At 67.4% G+C, this 18,353-nt stretch carries 19 protein-coding genes and 1 riboswitch; of the genes, 12 read left to right on the forward strand and 7 right to left on the reverse strand.

The window, feature by feature from the left end; translation table 11 throughout:
- Positions 1-70 precede the first annotated feature (70 nt).
- The 3 genes from ACW7G2_RS09425 to ACW7G2_RS09435 are packed head-to-tail and all read left to right on the forward strand — an operon-like array spanning position 71 to position 1,816.
- Entirely contained in the window at positions 71-688 is a 618-nt protein-coding gene (locus tag ACW7G2_RS09425; RefSeq protein WP_456975231.1) for a YceI family protein, read from the forward strand.
- A complete protein-coding gene (locus tag ACW7G2_RS09430; protein WP_456975061.1) occupies positions 685-1,275 on the forward strand; it encodes a cytochrome b in 591 nt (196 codons plus the stop codon). Before ACW7G2_RS09425 ends, ACW7G2_RS09430 begins: the two co-directional genes overlap by 4 nt.
- Positions 1,268-1,816, forward strand: coding sequence for a YceI family protein (locus ACW7G2_RS09435; protein ID WP_456975063.1), 549 nt, complete (start codon positions 1,268-1,270; stop codon positions 1,814-1,816). Before ACW7G2_RS09430 ends, ACW7G2_RS09435 begins: the two co-directional genes overlap by 8 nt.
- A 44-nt stretch (positions 1,817-1,860) precedes the next feature.
- On the opposite strand, the gene ACW7G2_RS09440 is transcribed toward ACW7G2_RS09435, so the two are convergent.
- Positions 1,861-2,109, reverse strand: coding sequence for a glutaredoxin family protein (locus ACW7G2_RS09440; protein WP_456975233.1), 249 nt, complete (start codon positions 2,107-2,109; stop codon positions 1,861-1,863).
- A gap of 43 nt (positions 2,110-2,152) precedes the next feature.
- Between ACW7G2_RS09440 and ACW7G2_RS09445 the strand changes: the two genes are divergently transcribed.
- Positions 2,153-3,535, forward strand: a complete 1,383-nt coding sequence (locus ACW7G2_RS09445; RefSeq protein ID WP_456975065.1) for an L-serine ammonia-lyase — start codon at positions 2,153-2,155, stop codon at positions 3,533-3,535.
- A gap of 30 nt (positions 3,536-3,565) precedes the next feature.
- Here the strand turns inward: ACW7G2_RS09445 and ACW7G2_RS09450 are convergent, their stop codons facing one another.
- Together ACW7G2_RS09450 and metX are read right to left on the reverse strand one after the other, a co-directional pair.
- Positions 3,566-4,591, reverse strand: coding sequence for a homoserine dehydrogenase (locus ACW7G2_RS09450; protein WP_456975235.1), 1,026 nt, complete (start codon positions 4,589-4,591; stop codon positions 3,566-3,568).
- A gap of 161 nt (positions 4,592-4,752) precedes the next feature.
- Positions 4,753-5,787 carry a homoserine O-succinyltransferase MetX gene (gene metX / locus ACW7G2_RS09455; protein WP_456975067.1) on the reverse strand — a complete coding sequence of 345 codons (1,035 nt, stop codon included), beginning with the start codon at positions 5,785-5,787 and terminating at the stop codon, positions 4,753-4,755.
- Between the two features lie 93 nt (positions 5,788-5,880).
- A riboswitch (SAM riboswitch) is annotated at positions 5,881-6,009 on the reverse strand.
- A gap of 116 nt (positions 6,010-6,125) precedes the next feature.
- On the opposite strand from metX, the gene ACW7G2_RS09460 reads away from it, so the two are divergent.
- Both ACW7G2_RS09460 and ACW7G2_RS09465 read left to right on the forward strand, forming a co-directional pair.
- Positions 6,126-7,232: a phytase gene (locus ACW7G2_RS09460; RefSeq protein WP_456975069.1), complete on the forward strand. Its 1,107-nt coding sequence runs from the start codon at positions 6,126-6,128 to the stop codon at positions 7,230-7,232.
- 3 nt (positions 7,233-7,235) lie between these two features.
- Positions 7,236-8,069: a M23 family metallopeptidase gene (locus ACW7G2_RS09465; protein WP_456975071.1), complete on the forward strand. Its 834-nt coding sequence runs from the start codon at positions 7,236-7,238 to the stop codon at positions 8,067-8,069.
- A gap of 27 nt (positions 8,070-8,096) precedes the next feature.
- Here ACW7G2_RS09465 and ACW7G2_RS09470 read toward each other — a convergent pair whose 3' ends face one another.
- Positions 8,097-9,170 carry an HDOD domain-containing protein gene (locus ACW7G2_RS09470; protein WP_456975073.1) on the reverse strand — a complete coding sequence of 358 codons (1,074 nt, stop codon included), beginning with the start codon at positions 9,168-9,170 and terminating at the stop codon, positions 8,097-8,099.
- A 165-nt stretch (positions 9,171-9,335) separates the two neighbouring features.
- Here ACW7G2_RS09470 and ACW7G2_RS09475 point away from each other — a divergent pair, with 165 nt between their 5' ends.
- The 4 genes from ACW7G2_RS09475 to ACW7G2_RS09490 all read left to right on the forward strand — a co-directional run bounded on the left by ACW7G2_RS09475 (position 9,336) and on the right by ACW7G2_RS09490 (position 14,082).
- Positions 9,336-10,937 (forward strand): peptide chain release factor 3, encoded by a 1,602-nt coding sequence (locus tag ACW7G2_RS09475; RefSeq protein WP_456975075.1) that lies wholly within the window; start codon positions 9,336-9,338, stop codon positions 10,935-10,937.
- A 17-nt stretch (positions 10,938-10,954) separates the two neighbouring features.
- A complete protein-coding gene (gene trhA, locus ACW7G2_RS09480) occupies positions 10,955-11,605 on the forward strand; it encodes a PAQR family membrane homeostasis protein TrhA (protein ID WP_456975237.1) in 651 nt (216 codons plus the stop codon).
- 65 nt (positions 11,606-11,670) lie between these two features.
- Complete coding sequence (locus ACW7G2_RS09485) at positions 11,671-12,036, forward strand: hypothetical protein (protein WP_456975077.1); 366 nt, start codon at positions 11,671-11,673, stop codon at positions 12,034-12,036.
- 90 nt (positions 12,037-12,126) lie between these two features.
- Positions 12,127-14,082, forward strand: coding sequence for an AsmA family protein (locus ACW7G2_RS09490; RefSeq protein ID WP_456975079.1), 1,956 nt, complete (start codon positions 12,127-12,129; stop codon positions 14,080-14,082).
- 28 nt (positions 14,083-14,110) lie between these two features.
- On the opposite strand, the gene ACW7G2_RS09495 is transcribed toward ACW7G2_RS09490, so the two are convergent.
- From ACW7G2_RS09495 to mtgA, 3 genes are read right to left on the reverse strand one after another with little or no spacing between them, the layout of a single operon-like run.
- Positions 14,111-14,542, reverse strand: coding sequence for a CBS domain-containing protein (locus ACW7G2_RS09495; protein WP_456975081.1), 432 nt, complete (start codon positions 14,540-14,542; stop codon positions 14,111-14,113).
- Positions 14,502-15,530, reverse strand: a complete 1,029-nt coding sequence (locus ACW7G2_RS09500; protein ID WP_456975083.1) for a glycosyltransferase family 2 protein — start codon at positions 15,528-15,530, stop codon at positions 14,502-14,504. The genes ACW7G2_RS09495 and ACW7G2_RS09500 overlap by 41 nt, the downstream gene beginning before the upstream one ends.
- A 56-nt stretch (positions 15,531-15,586) precedes the next feature.
- Complete coding sequence (gene mtgA / locus ACW7G2_RS09505) at positions 15,587-16,300, reverse strand: monofunctional biosynthetic peptidoglycan transglycosylase (protein WP_456975085.1); 714 nt, start codon at positions 16,298-16,300, stop codon at positions 15,587-15,589.
- 125 nt (positions 16,301-16,425) lie between these two features.
- Here mtgA and hslO point away from each other — a divergent pair, with 125 nt between their 5' ends.
- Together hslO and ACW7G2_RS09515 are read left to right on the forward strand one after the other, a co-directional pair.
- Complete coding sequence (gene hslO, locus ACW7G2_RS09510) at positions 16,426-17,328, forward strand: Hsp33 family molecular chaperone HslO (protein WP_456975087.1); 903 nt, start codon at positions 16,426-16,428, stop codon at positions 17,326-17,328.
- Between the two features lie 140 nt (positions 17,329-17,468).
- Positions 17,469-18,293, forward strand: coding sequence for an XOO1806 family protein (locus ACW7G2_RS09515; RefSeq protein WP_456975239.1), 825 nt, complete (start codon positions 17,469-17,471; stop codon positions 18,291-18,293).
- Positions 18,294-18,353: the final 60 nt, after the last annotated feature.

Below are 18,353 nucleotides of genomic sequence, written 5' to 3' on the forward strand. Positions count from 1 at the left end.
CCCTCACCTTCCGGTGTCCCGGCATCCTCGCAACGTCGCGCGGGCTGTGCAAGCCGGAGGCTGGGCGCAAATACTCCCGACGCTATTGGCGTTCGCACTCTGCACGCTGCTCGGCGCCGCCGGGAATGCAGCCGGACAAGTGCGCACCTACGCACTGGATCCGGTGCACACGCGGGTGATGGTGGCGGTTGATCACGCTGGTTTTTCACGTGCGCTGGCCACCGTTTCCGGCAGCACCGGAACCCTGCGGTTTGATCCGGAGGACTGGCAGAGTGCGCGCCTGGAGGCGCGGGTCCCGCTGCAGCGGCTGGACCTTGGTGACGGGGACTGGAACCGCGCCGCCCTGGCATCGGGGCTGCTGGATGCGGGGACACACCCGGAGGCGGTATTCACCTCCCGCAGCGTGGAGCCGCTCAGCGACACCCGGGCACGTATCCACGGCGAACTGACCCTGCGCGGCGTGACCCGGCCGGTCACCCTTGAGGCCACGTTGAACGCGCTCAAGCGCCATCCGATGCCGCCGTTCCGGCGCACCGCCGGATTCTCCGCAGTGGGCATGCTCAGCCGCGCCGACTTCGGCATCAGCGCGTGGCCGGGCGTGATCGGCGACCTGGTCGAGCTGCGGATCGAGGTGGAAGCGGTGCACGCACCGGACGCCACCTTCACCGAAGAAGAGGCATTGCCATGAGTCTGAAAAACACCCGCGAACGATGGGGCGGCGTGAGTCAGGCACTGCACTGGCTGGTGGCCCTTCTGATCCTGCTTCAGGGTCCGCTGGGCATAGTGATGGCTTCCCTGCCCAACAGTCCCGACAAGATCCGCCTTTACGCGCTGCACAAGTCGATCGGCCTGACCATCCTTGCCCTGGCGACGTTGCGGCTGTGCTGGCGTCTGTATGCCGGCGCCCCGGCAGCGCTGGCAGACGTGCCGGGCTGGCAGCAGGCAGCCGCTCGGCTCTCACACCGGTTGCTGTACGCGCTGCTGTTCGCGATCCCGCTCAGCGGCTGGCTGTTCAATTCGGCCGCCGGCTTTCCGATGCAGTGGTTCGGCCTGTTCAACCTGCCTGCCATTGCCAGCGCGGATCCGGCGCTGCGCGAATTTGCCGGCAACCTGCACCTGTGGCTGTTCTGGCTGCTGGTTGCGGTCACCCTGGTGCACGCGGCTGCGGCCCTCCATCATCACCTGATCGCAGGTCATCCCACGTTGGCGCGCATGCTTCCGCGTGGCTGGCTGCATTCCCCCGACCCGCTCGACGAGAAAAATCCGAATGCGTAGCTCCATGCTGCTGATCGCCCTGGCGCTGTGCGCCCTTCCGGCGGCCGCTACCGACTGGGTCCAGGCCCCAGGATCGAGCCTGGTGTTTGCCGGCACCTACCAGGGCGAAGTGTTCAATGGCCACTTTCCGGGTTTCCAGACCCGGCTGCGCTTTGATCCCGCCGACCCGGCGGCGGGCCGGCTGGAAGTGGACATCCCCATGTCGGGCGTGACCACCGGCAATCCCGATTACGACGGGGAGATGCGCGGCCCCGCCTTCTTCGACATCAAGCGCTATGCGCGGGCCCGCTACATTGCCGAAGGGTTCCGTGCGCTTGAGGACGGACGCTACGCGGCCGATGGCAGGCTTGAACTGCGCGGCACCAGCCAGCCGGTCACCCTCACCTTTACCTGGCAGGACGGCGAGCATCCGACGCTCTCCGGCCGGGCCACGGTGGAGCGCCTGGCTTTCGGCATCGGCGACGGCATGTGGGCGGATACCTCGGTAATCCCTGCGGAAATCGCCATCAGCACCCGCGTGGTATTCCGCCCAGCCCGCTGATCGCCAGCCAGCCCAGGCCGCCGAGCGGGTGACATCCCGCCGCGCTACAGCCCGGCGGCAATGAATGCACTGACGGCGTCTGCGTCGAACGGCCAATCAAGTTCCCGTCCGTCAGGGCCGCTGCGCAGCACTGGCACCCGGATCCCGTACCGCGCCTCGAGCGCCGGATCATCATCGATCCACACGGTTTCGAAATCCGGCGCGCGCGCCTGCGCCAGCACATGCAGCGCCTCATCGCACAGGGGGCACTCATCGCGCTGGTACAGGACCAGGACTGGAACGGACTGCTGCATCGGGCCACCGGAAATAGCCTGCGGGGCCGCGTAGAATAGCCGCATGGCAGTCAGCACATTCGACCTTTACAAGATCGGCGTCGGGCCGAGTTCCTCCCATACCGTCGGGCCGATGCGTGCAGCCGCGCGCTTCGTCGACCGCTGGCTGGTCCAGGCCGGCCGGCTGGATGACGTGGCTCGCGTGCGCGCCGAGGTATTCGGCTCGCTGGCCCTCACCGGCCGCGGCCACGGGACCGACAAGGCGGTCATGATGGGCCTGGAAGGCCACATGCCGAACCTGATCGACCCGGACATCATCACCCCGGCAGCCGAGCGGATCCGCAGCGAGTCCCGGATCCAGCTGGCAGGTCGCCACGAGATCGCGTTTGAGGAAAAGCGCGACCTGCTGATGAACAAGCGGCAGAAGCTGCCTTACCACACCAACGGCATGCGCTTTGCTGCCTATGACGCCCAGGGCAACGAGATTGCCAGCCGCGATTACTACTCGGTCGGCGGCGGTTTCGTGGTCAACCAGGACGAAGCGGCCGAAGACCGCATCGTTGCCGACACCACCGCGGTGCCGCACCCGTTCTCCAGCGGTGACGAGCTGCTGGCGCGGGCCCGGGAAACCGGGCTGTCGATTGCACAGATGATGTTCGAGAACGAGCAGTGCTGGCGCACTGAAGACGAGATCCGCGACGGTCTGCGCGAACTGTGGGCTGCCATGCAGTCGTGCGTGCAGCGCGGAATCCAGCAGGGCGGCACCCTGCCCGGCGGCCTCAATGTCACCCGCCGCGCCTCGGCCATGTACGCCGAACTCTCGGCCCGTCCCGAGGCCGCACTGCGCGACCCGCTGACCACGCTGGACTGGGTCAACCTGTACGCGCTGGCGGTCAACGAGGAAAACGCCGCCGGTGGACGCGTGGTGACCGCTCCCACCAACGGCGCGGCCGGGATCATCCCCGCGGTGCTGCACTACTACGACCGCTTCTGCCCCGGCGCGAACGAACAGGGCGTGTTCGACTTCCTGCTCACCGCCGCCGCGGTTGGCATCCTCTACAAGGAAAACGCCTCCATCTCCGGCGCTGAGGTCGGCTGCCAGGGAGAGGTGGGCGTGGCCTGTTCAATGGCTGCCGCCGGGCTGACCGCAGCGCTGGGCGGCACCCCGATCCAGATCGAGAACGCGGCCGAGATTGGCATGGAGCACAACCTCGGCCTGACCTGCGACCCGATCGGCGGCCTGGTGCAGATCCCGTGCATCGAGCGCAACGCCATGGGGTCGGTCAAGGCGATCAACGCCTCGCGCATTGCCTTCCGCGGCGACGGCACGCACAAGGTCAGCCTGGACAAGGTGATCAAGACCATGCGCGAGACCGGACTGGACATGAAGGACAAGTACAAGGAAACCTCGCGCGGCGGACTGGCGGTCAACGTCATCGAGTGCTGACCGCGCGGATGTTCCGGTGCGGTTCGCCGATCAGGACGGGCGACGCACGATCCGCAACACATCATCCAGCAGCGCGGCCGCGGTGACCGCGCCACCGGCGCCCGGCCCCCGGATCACCAACGGCTGGTCGCGATAGCGGCAGCTGGTGATCGCCACAAGGTTGTCGGTGCCCCCGCCAGCACACAGCGGATGGCTGGCGGGCAGTTCGCGCAATCCCACCGTCGCTCCTTCCGCATCCACCCGACCAATGAAGCGCAGTTTCGCGTCCGCGCTGTGCGCTGCACGCAGCATTGTGGCCAACGACTCGTCCAGGGTGGGCAGCAGGCCATCCACCTCCGGCCCCGTCGCCGCAACCAGCGCATCGGACAACAGGGACTCAACCCGTACCTCGTGCGCCTGCAGCGGCAATCCGGCCGCGCGCGCCAGGATCAACAGCTTGCGGCGCACGTCCTCTCCGGACAGATCCAAGCGCGGATCAGGCTCGGTGTAGCCGCCGTCCCGCGCCTCGCGCACCAGCTGCGAGAACGGGCCCGTACCGTCGTAGCGGTCAAACAGCCAGGCCAACGACCCCGACAGCACGCCTTCCACGGCGTGGATCCGGTCGCCCCCGGCCGCCAGTTCGCGGATGGACCGCAGCATCGGCAGCCCCGCGCCAACCGTGGCGCTGTCCCCGTAGGCGGCCCCATAGCCGCTGCGGGCGGCAGCAATTGCCTGCGCCCGGGCCAGGTCCGCCCCTGCGCCCAGCTTGTTGGCCGTAACCACGTGCACGCCACGCGCCAGCCATTCGGCATGCCAGCCGGCGACGACATCACTGGCGGTGGCATCCACCATCACGTCGCCCGGCCGCAGGCTTTCCGCCTCCACCCACGGCGCCCATCCTCCCGTACCCGCAGGCGCGGCCCGGATGTCTTCCAGCGCCTGCAGCGGATCCTCACCACCTGGAACCAGCGCGCGCGAATTGCACAGCCAGGCGATGTCCGGCAACGGGACGCCCTGGTGTCGCAGCCGGTCCCAGCGGGCAACAAACGCAGCGCCCACGGTTCCCGTACCAAGCAATGCCAGCCGCGGCGCCGGGGCCGGATGGCGCCTGCCGCGGCCCGTCCGCGCCAGCGGGACCACCGCGCCCCAGCCCGGATCACAGTCGATCCCCGCCCGTACCGCACAGGTGGCAGGAGCCTGGACGGCGGGCCGAGCGGCAGCATCGTGATCAACGCGGCTCATGCGGCGCCCTCCTGTGCGGACAGCGCTGCGCGCAGGATCGCATCAACCCTTGCATGCTCCTTCAGGAACGCGTCGTGCCCGTAGGACGAGCGCAATATGCGCAGCCGTCCAGGCACCGCCAGGCCCTCCACCAGCGCCACCGAATCTTCCAGCGGTGCCAGCCAGTCTCCCTCCACCGCCACCACGGTGGTCGGCACCGTGATGGCCGACGGGTCCACACGGTGCAGATCGATTGATTCGGACAGGCGCAGCCATGCCGTCACCGACGTGCGCGACACGAAGCGGGCGCCGGCGGCATCCAGATAGTCTTCCGCGGCCACCCGCACCCGGCCATTGATGATCTCCGGCGGGGCATCGAAGCGCTCGGCGAATTCTTCCGGGGTGCGGTAGCTCAGCATCGCGAACTGGCGCGCCAGCCCCAGCCCGTGCGCATCCGAACACTGCAGCTCACCCAGCCCCACCGCTCGGCGCTGCAGCGCGCGCCACGCCGCGGCATAGGGGTGGGCGCGATGGGCGCCGCTCACCGCCACCAGCTGCTGTAACCGGTCCGCGTGCCGCGCAGCGAACTGCAGCCCCACCAGCGCCCCGTAGGAGTAGCCGACGAAGGCTTGCACACGCTCAACCCCCAGCCCGGCAAGCAGCGCAGCGGCGGCGTCTGCCTGGTCGGCCGTGTCGATCGGCGCGTCCAGCTGGCCGTCGGCGCCAACGAAATCAAACGCGAGGATCCGGCGGCGCGCCGGATCCAGCGCGCGATCCGCTCCAACCAGGCCGTCCAGCCAGCCGCGTTCGGGGAAGGCGGCGCTGGCGGCCACGTGGCGATGGGCGGAAATGCCGCCAGCCACCAGCACCACCGGCGCATCCACCGGCCCCTGGCTCTCCCAAGCCACGGTCAGCCGGCGGCGGCCCGCGTGCCGCATCTGCAGCTCCACTGTCAGCTCGCCGCGCGCCGCTGGAACGGGCGCACCGGCAGCCGTGCCGGGTGATGTGAATGGAATATTGGGAACAGCAACCGCAGTTTCGAACAGGCTCATGACGCATCCGCCTCGGAGGGAAAGAGGCCATCGATGCATGCGGGAAGCCGGGAAGGATGTCGCCACTGGCGCGGTCACGCGCGCTGCCCTCGACAGCCATCTTCCGGTGGACGCAACAGGTCCCCGCAGGACTTGGCACCTTTCCCCTTGGTGCGCACGGCGCCCCGCAAGGTGGTTGCCCCGGCATCAAAGGGCCTGTCCCTCCGCCGGTCTCGATGGATGCAGGCATCCTGCCGGGCACGAGCCAATCTGTCAATCCCTTCATCGCGATAGAGCGATGAACTACGCCGGATGTCGAAGCCATTCCGAAACCAGCGGGGCTTCGCCATAATCCGGCAATGACGAACCCCCGCATCCTGCTCGCGCTGCTGGCCAGCGCCTTCGCCGCATCCTGCGCCACCCTCCCCGAGCCCTCCAATCGCGCCTCGGCCCACCCGGTCAGCGGCCATGCGGCGGTTAGCGTTGAGGTGACGGAGAGCTTTGTCAGCGCAGCTTCGCCGGATGACGAGCTGGACTCACTGGCTACGTGGACCGCCCCGGACGGCCAGGTGCTGGTGATCGCCACCGCCAAGTCCAGCCATCGCCTGGCGGTGTACGACGGCGCCACTGGCGAACGCCTGCGGGAAGCCGGCGGCAAGGGCAGCGCACCGGGACAGTTCAACCGGCCCAACGGCATCATCGTCTACGCCGACCTGGTGTTTGTCACCGAACGCGATGCGCCGCGGGTGCAGGTGCTGTCCCTGCCAGGCCTCGAGCCAGCGGGCAGCTTCGGTGAGGACATTTTGAGCAGCCCATACGGGATCTGGCTGCATGAAACCGCGCCGGGCGAACTGGAGGTCTATGTGACCGACAGCTTCATGTACGGCAAAGACTTCAGCGAGGTGCCGCCGCTGCACGAACTGGACCAGCGCGTGCGCCGCTTCCGCCTGCAGCTGGCCGACGGCGGCGGTATCGACGCCTCCTACCTGGGTTCGTTCGGTGACACCAGCCAGGCCGGCGCGCTGCGCATTGTTGAATCACTCTGGGGCGATCCGGCCCATGACCGGTTGCTGGTGGCCGATGAGGACCGGCGCCATGTCTCCACCCTGCGCGAATACACCCTGGACGGCCGCTACACCGGCAGGAGCATGCCGGGCAGCTTCGCCGGTGAAGCCGAAGGCGTGGTGCTGTGGGACTGCAGCCCGGACGAGGGCTATTGGATCGCGGTGGATCAACTGGTGCCGCACTCCCTGTTCCACGTCCATGACCGCGTCAACCTGGACCATCGCGGCAGTTTCCGCGGCCGGATCACCGCCAATACGGACGGCATCGCCCTGCATCTTGCGCCGACGGCGCGGTTTCCCGCCGGGGTGATGTATGCGGTCCACGATGACCGTTCGGTCAGCGCTTTCGACCTGGGCCACGTGGTCCAGGCCCTGGACCTGGACCACGCCTGCCTGCACTGACCCATGTCCTGCCACGCCATCGTCCGGGCCTGCGCAACCGGCCTTCTGTTATTGCTGGTTGCGGCCGGTGCAACCGCCCAGGAGATACGTGGGCAGGAGCCGTCCCGCATCGCACGCCTGCATCTGGAGTCCGCTGAAGGCGGCCTGCTGGCCTGGGCCGAGAACCTGCTGGCCGGACCGATCGAGGTGATGCTGCATGGCGACGGCCATCCCTCCATGGCACACCCCGCCCTGCCCGCCCGGGCGACGGTGCCGGCGTACGGGCGGGTCCTGGTGTCGCGGATCGGAGCGGCCGGTGCCGCGGGCGCGCGCTTCCGGCTGGAAGCGGTGCCCGGTCATCCCAGCACCCGTCCCCGGGACGTGGAATATGCCTGGCCCCTGGCCAGCGTGCCGCTGCGCATCACCCAGGGCTGGGGCGGCGGATTCAGCCACGCAGACGCCGGCAACCGGCACGCAGTGGATTTCGCCACGCCGGTAGGCGTTCCGGTGCTGGCAGCGCGCGACGGCACGGTGATGCAGGTCGAGTCGGGTTTCTCCGCCACCACCCTGGATCCGCACTTGGAAGGACTCGCCAACCAGGTACGCATCCTCCACGAGGACGGCACCATGGCCCTGTATGCGCACCTGGATGCCAATGGCGTCTTCGTACGCCCCGGGCAGCGGGTCCGCCGCGGCCAGCGCCTGGGCCTGTCCGGCAATACCGGTTTCAGCGCCGGCCCGCACCTGCACTTCGTGGTCCAGGTCAACCGTGGCATGCGCCTGGAATCCATCCCGTTCCGCATGTTCGGGCCCGGTGGCGTCCTGCGATTCCACGACCTCGGCTCCGGCGCGGAATAACCGCGGCCAGTCCCGGCAGGACCGCAGCTAAGCCACGGATCTGGGCGCGTCCTGCTCCAGCATTGCCTTCCATTGCGGCAGTCGATCGCGCACGCCCACGGACTGCAGGTAAGCCTCGTCCACCGACTCATCCGAGACCAGAGCCGCTGCAACGTGCACTGCCCCGGCTACCCAGAACCCCGCCGCGCGCAGGCGCCGCGGCTCCCGATGGAAAGCCACCGCTTCGACGATCGGCATCGGCAGGCCCCACAGGCCCAGCAGATACGCTCCCGCGGCCGGATATTCCGGTGCTGCGGCGCCCTCCTCCGGCGGTGGTAGCAGGCGCCCGATCTCGGCCAGCAACCCGGCCGTGGCGGCCAGCTCTGCACTGGGACCTGCCAGCAGCCGGGCCGCCAGGCGAGAAGTGCGCAATGCGCGCTCTTGCATTGCCTCCCGCTCAACCGCTGACAGGCCCCCGGCACTCCCAAACGCCTCGGTGGCCAGCACCACCTGGTGCACGGTCTGCAGCCCAAGACGGGTCACCGCCGAACGGATGTCGATAATTTCGCGCCCTGCCGAGAAATAGGCGGAGTTGCACAGTCTGAGCACGCGCGCGGCCAACGCCGGATCCTGCGACAGCTCGTCGGCGATCCGGGTCAATGCCACGTCCGGATCTCGCATCAACCGTGCCAACTGGAAGTACATGCGCGGGGCCGCAGGCAACGAATCCACGGAACCCACGTACTGTTTGATTTGCTTGTTGTCCAGCAGTTCGCGCAGTTCACTGATGCCTTCCACAGCATCGATCAGCTCGTTGGCGTCCAACGGCTTCCGCAGCACCCGGTGGGCGCCCTCCAACAGGTCCATCCCTCCTGCTTCCTGTCCCTGCTCCAGCAGCAGGACGCGTACTGCCTCCGGATAGCGCTGGCGTAGCGTGGCCAGATCGCGCCTCCAACCCGCATCAGGTGCCAGGCCACTCACCAGCACGTCCACGTCCGGGAAGACGCCAGCCACACCTGGGGCTGCAATGGTGTCCACGCTCCAAGCCAGGCCGAACTCGGCGAGCGACTGCTTCAACCCCGTCGCCGCAGCCGGATCCGAACCAATGATGACTATCCGCACCGTTTGTTTCTCCAAATGTCACGGGGGGTGACGCCCACCACCTGTAAACATTAGCGGCTACGGACCGCCCGTCTTGATAGGCAGGACAATGACCCGGATCACAATTCGCGAACGTCTATAATCGCGCCCTTCCTTTCTGTATCCAGGCGCGGGCGCGCCGACCCCATGTCCGAAGTCTCCAAACAGGCGCAACGCCGCCGCACATTCGCGATCATTTCGCACCCCGACGCCGGCAAGACCACCCTGACCGAAAAGCTGCTGCTGTTCGGCGGCGCGATCCAGATGGCCGGGGCGGTCAAGGGGCGCAAGGCGGCCCGCCACGCCACCAGCGACTGGATGAAGCTGGAGCAGGAGCGCGGCATTTCGGTGACCAGCTCGGTCATGCAGTTCCCCTACCAGGACCACGTGGTCAACCTGCTCGATACCCCCGGCCACGCCGACTTCGGCGAGGACACCTACCGCGTTCTCACGGCGGTGGATTCGGCGCTGATGGTGATCGACGTGGCCCGCGGCGTGGAGGAGCGCACCATCAAGCTGATGGAGGTGTGCCGCATGCGCGACACGCCGATCATGACCTTCATCAACAAGCTCGACCGCGAAGGCCGCGAGCCGATCGAGCTGCTGGACGAAGTGGAAGATGTGCTGGGGATCCAGTGTGCCCCGGTGACCTGGCCGATCGGCATGGGCACGCGCCTCAAGGGCGTGGTGCACCTGCTCAGCGGCGAAGTGCACCTGTACGAAAGCGGGCGCAAGTTCACCCGCCAGGACTCCACCATCCTGCCTTCGATCGATGACCCGGAGCTGGAGAAACGGATCGGCGCCCAGGCGCTGGCCGAGCTGCGCGACGAGCTGGAGCTGGTGCAGGGCGCCAGCCATTCCTTCGATCTGGAGGAATACCGGGCCGCCCGCCAGACGCCGGTGTTTTTCGGTTCGGCGGTGAACAACTTCGGCGTGCAGCCGCTGCTGGACTTCTTCGTCCGCCATGCCCCGTCGCCGCAGCCCCGCCCCACCACCGGCCGCGAGGTGGAGCCGTCGGAAAACCAGCTCACCGGCTTCGTGTTCAAGATCCAGGCCAACATGGATCCGCAACACCGCGACCGGGTTGCGTTCATGCGCGTGTGTTCGGGCCGCTTCCACGCCGGGATGAAGACGTTCCACGTGCGCAGCGGCAAGGACATGAAGCTGGCCAACGCGCTGACCTTCATGGCCAGCGACCGCGAGATCGCCGCCGAAGCCTATCCGGGCGATGTGATCGGCATCCACAACCACGGCACCATCTCGATCGGCGACACCTTTACCGAAGGCGAGGCGCTGTCGTTCACCGGCATTCCCAGCTTCGCGCCGGAACTGTTCCGCCGCGCCCGACTGCGTGATCCGCTTCGGCTCAAGCAGCTGCAAAAGGGCCTGGCCCAGCTGTCGGAAGAAGGCGCCACCCAGTTCTTCCGCCCGCTGATGGGCAACGACCTGATCCTGGGCGCGGTGGGCGTGCTGCAGTTCGACGTGGCCGCCTACCGGCTCAAGGCCGAGTACGGCGTGGACGCGATCTTTGAACAGGTCGGCGTGGTGACCACCCGCTGGGTGCACTGCGACGACGAGCGCAAGCTGGAGGAGTTCCGCGACAGGAACGCCGTCAACCTGGGCATCGATGCAGCCGGCGAGCTGGTCTATCTGGCACCCTCACGGGTCAACCTGCAGCTGGCCCAGGAGCGCTGGCCGGACATCAGCTTCGACGCCACCCGCGAACACGCCCACGTCCCCGCGGAATGATCGCAGGTCCGACGATGATCACCGCCTCCATGTCCCCACGTCAGCAGCGTGAGGAGTTCGCCAGCGCACTGACCCATGGCATCGCCGCTACGGCGGCCCTGATCGCCGGCACTGTGCTGATCAGCCTCGCCGCAATCCACGGCGATGGCTGGCAACTGGGCGCGGCCATCGTTTTTTCCGCCAGCCTGCTGCTGCTCTACCTGGCCTCCACGCTCTACCACTCGTTCCGGCAGCCGGTACTCAAGCGGCGGCTGAAGGTGTTTGACCACTGCGCGATCTACCTGCTGATCGCCGGCACCTATACCCCCTTCACCCTGATCGGGCTGCGCGGACCGTGGGGCTGGGGGCTGTTTGCAACCATCTGGACGCTGGCCCTGGCCGGAGTGGTGTTCAAGCTGTTTTTCACCGGACGCTTCAAGCGCCTGTCCACCCTGATCTACGTGGCCATGGGCTGGATGGTGCTGGTGGCGATCAAGCCGGTGATGGAAGCGCTGGACGGCTGGACCCTGGGCTGGATGGTCGCCGGCGGGCTGTTCTACACCCTGGGCACGGTGTTCTACCACCGCGAGTCCATCCCCTACTCCCACGCGATCTGGCACCTGTTCTGCATTGGCGGCAGCCTTTGCCACTACGTGGCTGTAATGGCGCAGGTGGCAACACCGCTATAAACCCGCGCCGTAATGAAGCGGCGCAGTATGATCGGACTTCATCGCACTGCATGAATGTGGACCCCATGAACGCCTTCCGCCTGCTGATTCCCGCCTGCCTGCTGCTGGCCGCCTGCCAGGAACAGACGCCCCCGCCCGCCGCTTCAGTGGAGCCTGCCCCGAATCCCGCCCGGGAAGCCGCGCTGGCCGCGGATGGCGACATCGTAGCCAGCTACGCCTGCGCGGAAGGCAACCAGGTGGAACTGGTCCGCGACGGACGCGTAGCCCGCCTCTCACTCAGCGACGGGCGCATCATCCGGCTGGGTGAGATGGCTGGCAGCCAGCCGCGCACCTGGTCCGACGTGGGACTGCGCTTCATCATCGATGGCGATTTCGTCGAGCTGAGCCAGTCCAACGGCGAGCGCAACCTGGCCTGCGAACCCGCCGGATAACGCCCGGCGGCGCTGAACCGCCGACAACACATTCACTCCGGTTATACCGGCCCGCGCGGATGGTGGTGGCGTTTCCACACCGAGTCCGCCATGCCCGCACCCTCCCGCCACCGGCAGCAGGCGGCCCTTGCCGCCATCACCCGCCACCCTTGGCGCAGCGCGCTCGCCGCGGTCGCGATAGCGTTGGTGGTACTGGCGCTGGTGTGGGATTGGAACTGGTTCAAGGGTCCGCTTGAGCGCGCGGTGGAGGCGCGCACCGGCCGCAGCTTCGATATTGGCGGCGATCTGGATGTGGATGTCGGCAGCACGGTCACAATCAGCGCCGGCGCCCTGCGGCTGGGCAATGCGGAATGGTCAGCCGAACCGGAGATGGCCCGCGCCGATCGCGCCCTGATCCGCCTGCACCTGCCCTCGCTGCTGCGGCGCCAGACTCGAATCCCCGCGATTGAACTGGTCAACCCGCGGCTGCGTCTGGAACTGGGCCCGGAAGGCGGCAATTGGGATTTGTTTGACTCGTCGGGGGATGGCACACCGGCCCGCATCGAAAGGCTGTGGATCGAAGGCGGCGAGCTGCTGTTCCTGCACCCCGCCGATGACACCCGCATCGAGGTGTCCCTGGAAAGCCAGGAGTCGGCGCGCGCCGAGACCGCCCCGCCGGTAGCGGTCGCAGGCAGCGGCCAGTGGCGGGGCAACGAGTTCAGCCTCGAAGGGCGCATTGCCTCGCTGCTGGATCTGCAGCAGCAGGAGACACAGCCCGGTTACGGGATCGATCTGGAGGCCGAAGCCGGCCGCACCCGGGCCCATGCCCGCGGCGTGTTGTTCAATCCTTTCCAGCTGCAGCGCTTCGATCTGCAGATGGCGCTGTCGGGCGCCAACCTGGCCGATCTGTATCCGCTGCTCGGCGTCGCCCTGCCCGACACCCCGCCCTACACCCTGGATGGCCGCTTTGGCCGCGATGCAAACACCTGGACCTATCGCGACTTCACCGGTGCGGTAGGCGACAGTGACCTGGCCGGCGAAGTCGCCGTCACGGTGGGCGGAGACCGTCCGCATTTCTCGGCGGACCTGGTGTCGGAGATGCTTGATTTCGATGACCTGGCCGGACTGGTCGGCGCGGCCCCGGACACCGGTCCGGACGACACCACCAATCCCGAGCTCCAGGCCCGCGCGGAGCAGCGCGCGGCCGCTGGCAAGGTATTGCCGGATACCCCCTATGAACTGGACAAGCTGCGGGCAATGGACGCCGACGTGCGTCTGCGCGCCAGCCGCATTGAATCCCCCGTGTTGCCATTGGACGAGATGGACGCGCACCTCGTCCTGGCAGACGGCTTGCTCACCCTGCAGCCGCTCGCCTTTGGCATGGCCGGCGGCAGGATCGATTCCGGCATCCGCATGGATGCGCGCGGGGAAACCATCCAGACCCGGTTGGATGCGAGCGTCAGCGGCATGGAGCTGGAGCAGCTGTTCCCGACCCCGGAAATTGCCCGTGACGCGCTGGGATCCATCGGCGGGGAGGTGTCGCTCACCGGCACCGGCAACTCGGTGGCCCGCATGCTTGGCAGTGCCGACGGCGACGTAGCGCTGGGCATGGGCAGCGGCCAGATCAGCAACCTGGTCCTGGAGCTGGCAGGGATCGACATCTTCGAAGCCTTGCGCTTCCTCATCACTGGCGATCGCCTGGTGCCGGTGCGCTGCGCGTTCGCCGATTTCGCGGTGCAGGATGGCGTCATGCAGGCCCGGGCACTGGCTTTCGACACCACCGATACGCTGATCGTGGGCGACGGCAGCATCGACCTGGGCGAAGAAACGCTGGACTTGGAGCTGCGTCCGCGGCCCAAGGACCGCAGCCTGCTCAGTCTGCGCTCGCCGCTGGTCATCGATGGCACGTTCGCCGACCCGGGCTTCCGCCCCGACATGGGGCGTCTGGGCATACGCGGTGCGATCGCCCTGGCCCTGACCAGCATCGCCCCGCCCGCCGCCCTGCTGGCCACGCTGGAACTGGGCCCGGGCGAAGACGCCGGCTGCGGCGGCGAATACGCGGAATAACCGGCCGTACAGGCCCGGCGATCCGCGATCAGCCGGAGATGTAGCTGTGCAGCTGCTCCAGCTCGATCTGCTGATCCTCGATCACCGCCTTGACCAGATCGCCGATCGACACCAGACCCAGCACCGTACCGCCCGCATCGACCACCGGCAGGTGGCGGATACGCTGGCGGGTCACGATTTCCATGCAGTGCGGCACGTGGTCATCCAGACCCACCGTGGTCACTTCGCGGGTCATGATTTCCCGCACCGGCGTGGTTTTGGATGACAGGCCTTCCAGCACCACCTTGCGTGCGTAGTCACGCTCCGAAAGCATCCCTTCCAGGGCGCCTGCACGCATTACCAGCAAGGAGCCGACCCGCTTCTGCGCCATGAGCCTGATCGCATCGATAACCGCCGCGTCGGGATCGATGGCAAACACTTCATGCCCCTTCACCTCCAGCAGATGCCTGACCGTTCGCATCGTGCACTCCTCCGGTTGACTGGGTTGCGCCCCACTGTACCCGTTCCGCGGGAAGCCATGCATCAACCAGATACAGGGGCCGCTGCTTGGACTCCAGGTACAGCCTGCCCAGGTACTCGCCGATCATCCCCAGGGCGATCAGCTGGGTTCCGCCAAGAAACAGGATCACTGCCATCATCGTCGGCCAGCCGGCCACCGCATCCCCGTGGAGCAGCGCTTTGAAAATGATCCACACCCCGTAGCCGAAGGCCACCAGTGCAGTAACCAGTCCCACATACGTGGCCGCCCGCAGCGGCGCCGTGGAGAAGCTGGTCAACCCCTCCAAGGCGAAGTTCCACAGCCGCCAGACGCTGTATTTGCTGCGCCCTGCCGATCGCGACTGGCGCTCATAGGGAACGGCGATGCTGTTGAAGCCCACCCAGCCAAACAGCCCCTTCATGAAGCGGTGCCGCTCGCGCAGCTGCCGCAGCGCCGCCAAGGCGCGCGGTGACAGCAAGCGGAAATCGCCGGTATCCACCGGGATCGGCGTCTTCGACAGCCGCTGCATCACCCGGTAGAAGCCGTGCGCGGAGGCGCGTTTGAACCAGCCTTCGCCCTCGCGCACGGTGCGGGTGCCGTAGACGTCGTCATAGCCTTCCTGCCAGCGGGCGACGAACTCGGGCGCCATTTCCGGCGGATCCTGGCCATCGGCATCCAGGATCAGCGCCGCGCCCTCTTCCACCAGGTCCAGCCCGGCGGTCAGCGCCGCCTCCTTGCCGAAATTGCGCGACAACCGCAGCAGCGATACGCGTCGGTCACCGGATGCAATGCCCTGCAGCACCTTCCAGGTGCCATCGCTGCTGCCATCGTCCACGTACAGCACCCGACCGTGCACGCCATGTTCGCGCAGCAGCACATCCAGCATCGCAGCAATACGCGGATGCAGCTGGGGCAGCGCCTCGGCCTCGTTCCAGGCCGCCACCACCATCGTCAACAGGTTCTTGGTCATGCCGCCATCCTAAACCCGCCGCTGCAGGCCCGGCACGATGCGTCGCCGTGGCCCGCTCAGCGCAGCTGTTCGAGATAGGCCTCGCCACCGATCTGACCCATCTGCCGCTGGATCTGGCCGGTACGCCGCTGCACGTAGGGGCCCGGGCTGGCCGCACTGTAACGCCCCGGGTTGGGCAGGACGGCAGCCAGACGGGCGGCTTCCGCGCTCGAAAGCGCATCAGCGTCCTTGCCGAAGAACTCACGCGCCGCGGCCTGGGCGCCATAGACGCCGTCGCCGAATTCCGCCACGTTCACGTACATCTCCAGGATCCGCTGCTTGGGCCACAGCAATTCCATCAGCACCGTGTACCAGGCCTCCAGCCCCTTGCGCACCCAGCTGCGCCCACTCCACAGGAAAACGTTCTTTGCGGTCTGCTGGCTGATGGTGCTGGCCCCGCGCAGGCGCCCGCCGCGGGCACGCTCCTCGCGCGCCCGCTCGATCGCGTCCAGATCAAAGCCGCGATGGGCCGCGAAGTTCTGGTCCTCGGCCGCAATCATCGCCAGCGGCAGTGCCGGTGCTATCCCTTCGAGATTGCGCCACTCACGGCGCAGGCGGAAATCGCGGTTGCCGTCCACCCAGGCCTGCACCTGATGCTCCACCATCACCATCGATACCGGCGGATCGACGAACCGCAGCACCAGCACCTGCAGCACGCTGAAGAGGGCAAGCGCCAGCGGGGCCAGCACCAGCCACCGCAGCCAGCGGCGTCCACGCCGACGCGCCCTCACTCCCGTCCTCCCGGCTTGTGCATCACCTCACCTGGCCCCATCTTCATCCGTCCGGCATTCATGGCCTCCATTATGGAATGGCCATCGTCACTTGCCAGCCACCTGCCCGCACACACCATATAGATATGAATACAGCCGCCGCCGATAGCGACCGCCTCACCCGATTCCTCCTGCCGCAGGCCGATGTACGCGGCGTGCGCGTACACCTGCGCGATACCTGGGCCACCATCCGATCCCACGATGAGCACCTGCCTGGTGCCAGTGCCCTGCTGGGCCAGGCGGTGGCGGCCTCGGCGCTGTTCACCGCCCACGCCAAAATCGATGGCCGGCTGTCGGTACAGCTCAGCGGCCGCCAGCAGATCCGCACCCTGTTTGCCGAATGCACCTCTGCGGGCACCCTGCGCGGCATCCTGCGCGTGGCCGACTCCAAACAGCCGCTGCCGGACGATCTGCGCGACGCCGCGAGCGGCGCTACGCTGGCCATCACGATTGAAGGCCCTGGCATCGGCTCGCGCGAGCCCACCCGCTACCAGGGCCTGGTCGAGCTGTCGCAACCCACCCTGTCCGCGGCGTTCGAATCGTATTTCCGCCAGTCCGAGCAGCTCCCTACCCGGATCCTGCTGGCTGCCGATGGTCAGGCGGCCGCAGGTTTGATGCTGCAGCAGCTGCCCGGCTCGGATGGCGATGCCGACGGCTTCAATCGCGCCAGCGCCCTGCTCGAAACCCTGTCCCCGGCGGAACTGCTGGCTTGGGACAATGACACCCTGCTGCACCGCCTGTTCCACGAGGAAGCACCCGAGCTGATGGGCGAGCGAGCGCTGCGCTTCGGCTGCTCCTGCTCATACGAACGAGTGTCCGGCATGCTGCAGTCGCTGGGCGAAGCCGAAGCACAGGCGGCAGTGATCGACGGCCATGCCAGCGTCCGCTGTGAGTTCTGCGCCCAGACATACCGGTTCGAACCGGCGGATATTGACGCTTTGTTCACGGACGCGCGGGCATCAATGGAAGGCCCGGAGCGGCTGCAATGACGTTCCGGGCAGTGCTCGGGGATTGTTAAAGAAACATAAACACGATAAAGTCGGAGGCCCTCGCCAAGGAACTTCCGACTCCGTCAAAGGGTCGACTGTTCACGATGACACTGCGCCCTGCCAAGCTCGTGCTTTCCGCCCTGCTCGCCCTTGGCGCAGCAGCGGGCGCGCACGCCCAGGGCAGGAACGCAGGCGACCAGGCGGTTCTGCCGGTGTGGAACAACAGCGGCCAGATCGAAGCCCTGCTGGTGCTTGAACCCACCGATGACGGCGCCAAGGCCGGCACCCGCTGGCGCTTTGGCGGCAACAGCCTGGACACCATGTTCGGACTGGAATCCGGCGATTCGCTGGCCCTGCTGTGCAATCACCAGGGCGGCCTGGCCGCCCAGCTTGGCAACCTGGCCCACAACTGCTCGCTCGCATCGCTTGACGATGACGCGCCTGCCGGCCAGCGCAGCACCGCAACCGCCTCGTTCAACACCAGCTCCAGCCAGGTTGGCATCACCGTGGGTGACACTCAGGGCACCTTGCCCGCATGGCTGGCTCCGGGCGGCCGCGGCGCGGCGGGCCAGGTGGATGGCAACGACCTCACTGTGTTCGCCCAGAAGAACATCAGCGACCAGGGCTTTGTGTCCATTGCCGGCACCGTGGCCAAGGCACGCCTGATCCCCTATGCCCAGGCCCCCGTTGGCCTGACCGACCGCTGGGACAGCAAGAGCCTGAGCGTGGGCGGTGGCTACGGCAACTTCGGTGCCAGCGTCATCGGCCAGGTGATCGACACCCCGGGCCGTGAGCGCTTCGAAGGCGTTGGCCTTGGCCTGACCTGGCGTACTCCGTGGAGCGGCCAGCTCACCGTCGGCGCCGAAAACGTGATCACCCGGGGCAAGAACCCCTTCTCGCCGCGCGGCGAGAACGGCGAGGACGAGGGCACCATTCCCTACGTCCGCTACGAGCAGGACCTCTGAAATCTCCTGCTGTGCCGTGGCGGTTTACCGAAAACCGCACGATTTGTTAACGACACTTTA

It is taken from the genome of Luteimonas sp. A277 (assembly GCF_054052045.1).

What these genes read in the sequence shown, in the direction of transcription:
- ACW7G2_RS09430 (WP_456975061.1), top strand. Translation starts at nt 685, where the DNA reads ATGAGTCTGAAAAACACCCGCGAACGATGGGGCGGCGTGAGTCAGGCA.
- ACW7G2_RS09435 (WP_456975063.1), top strand. Translation starts at nt 1,268, where the DNA reads ATGCGTAGCTCCATGCTGCTGATCGCCCTGGCGCTGTGCGCCCTTCCG.
- ACW7G2_RS09440 (WP_456975233.1), bottom strand. Translation starts at nt 2,109, where the DNA reads ATGCAGCAGTCCGTTCCAGTCCTGGTCCTGTACCAGCGCGATGAGTGC.
- ACW7G2_RS09445 (WP_456975065.1), top strand. Translation starts at nt 2,153, where the DNA reads ATGGCAGTCAGCACATTCGACCTTTACAAGATCGGCGTCGGGCCGAGT.
- metX (WP_456975067.1), bottom strand. Translation starts at nt 5,787, where the DNA reads ATGAGCCTGTTCGAAACTGCGGTTGCTGTTCCCAATATTCCATTCACA.
- ACW7G2_RS09460 (WP_456975069.1), top strand. Translation starts at nt 6,126, where the DNA reads ATGACGAACCCCCGCATCCTGCTCGCGCTGCTGGCCAGCGCCTTCGCC.
- ACW7G2_RS09465 (WP_456975071.1), top strand. Translation starts at nt 7,236, where the DNA reads ATGTCCTGCCACGCCATCGTCCGGGCCTGCGCAACCGGCCTTCTGTTA.
- ACW7G2_RS09475 (WP_456975075.1), top strand. Translation starts at nt 9,336, where the DNA reads ATGTCCGAAGTCTCCAAACAGGCGCAACGCCGCCGCACATTCGCGATC.
- ACW7G2_RS09485 (WP_456975077.1), top strand. Translation starts at nt 11,671, where the DNA reads ATGAACGCCTTCCGCCTGCTGATTCCCGCCTGCCTGCTGCTGGCCGCC.
- ACW7G2_RS09490 (WP_456975079.1), top strand. Translation starts at nt 12,127, where the DNA reads ATGCCCGCACCCTCCCGCCACCGGCAGCAGGCGGCCCTTGCCGCCATC.
- ACW7G2_RS09495 (WP_456975081.1), bottom strand. Translation starts at nt 14,542, where the DNA reads ATGCGAACGGTCAGGCATCTGCTGGAGGTGAAGGGGCATGAAGTGTTT.
- ACW7G2_RS09500 (WP_456975083.1), bottom strand. Translation starts at nt 15,530, where the DNA reads ATGACCAAGAACCTGTTGACGATGGTGGTGGCGGCCTGGAACGAGGCC.
- hslO (WP_456975087.1), top strand. Translation starts at nt 16,426, where the DNA reads ATGAATACAGCCGCCGCCGATAGCGACCGCCTCACCCGATTCCTCCTG.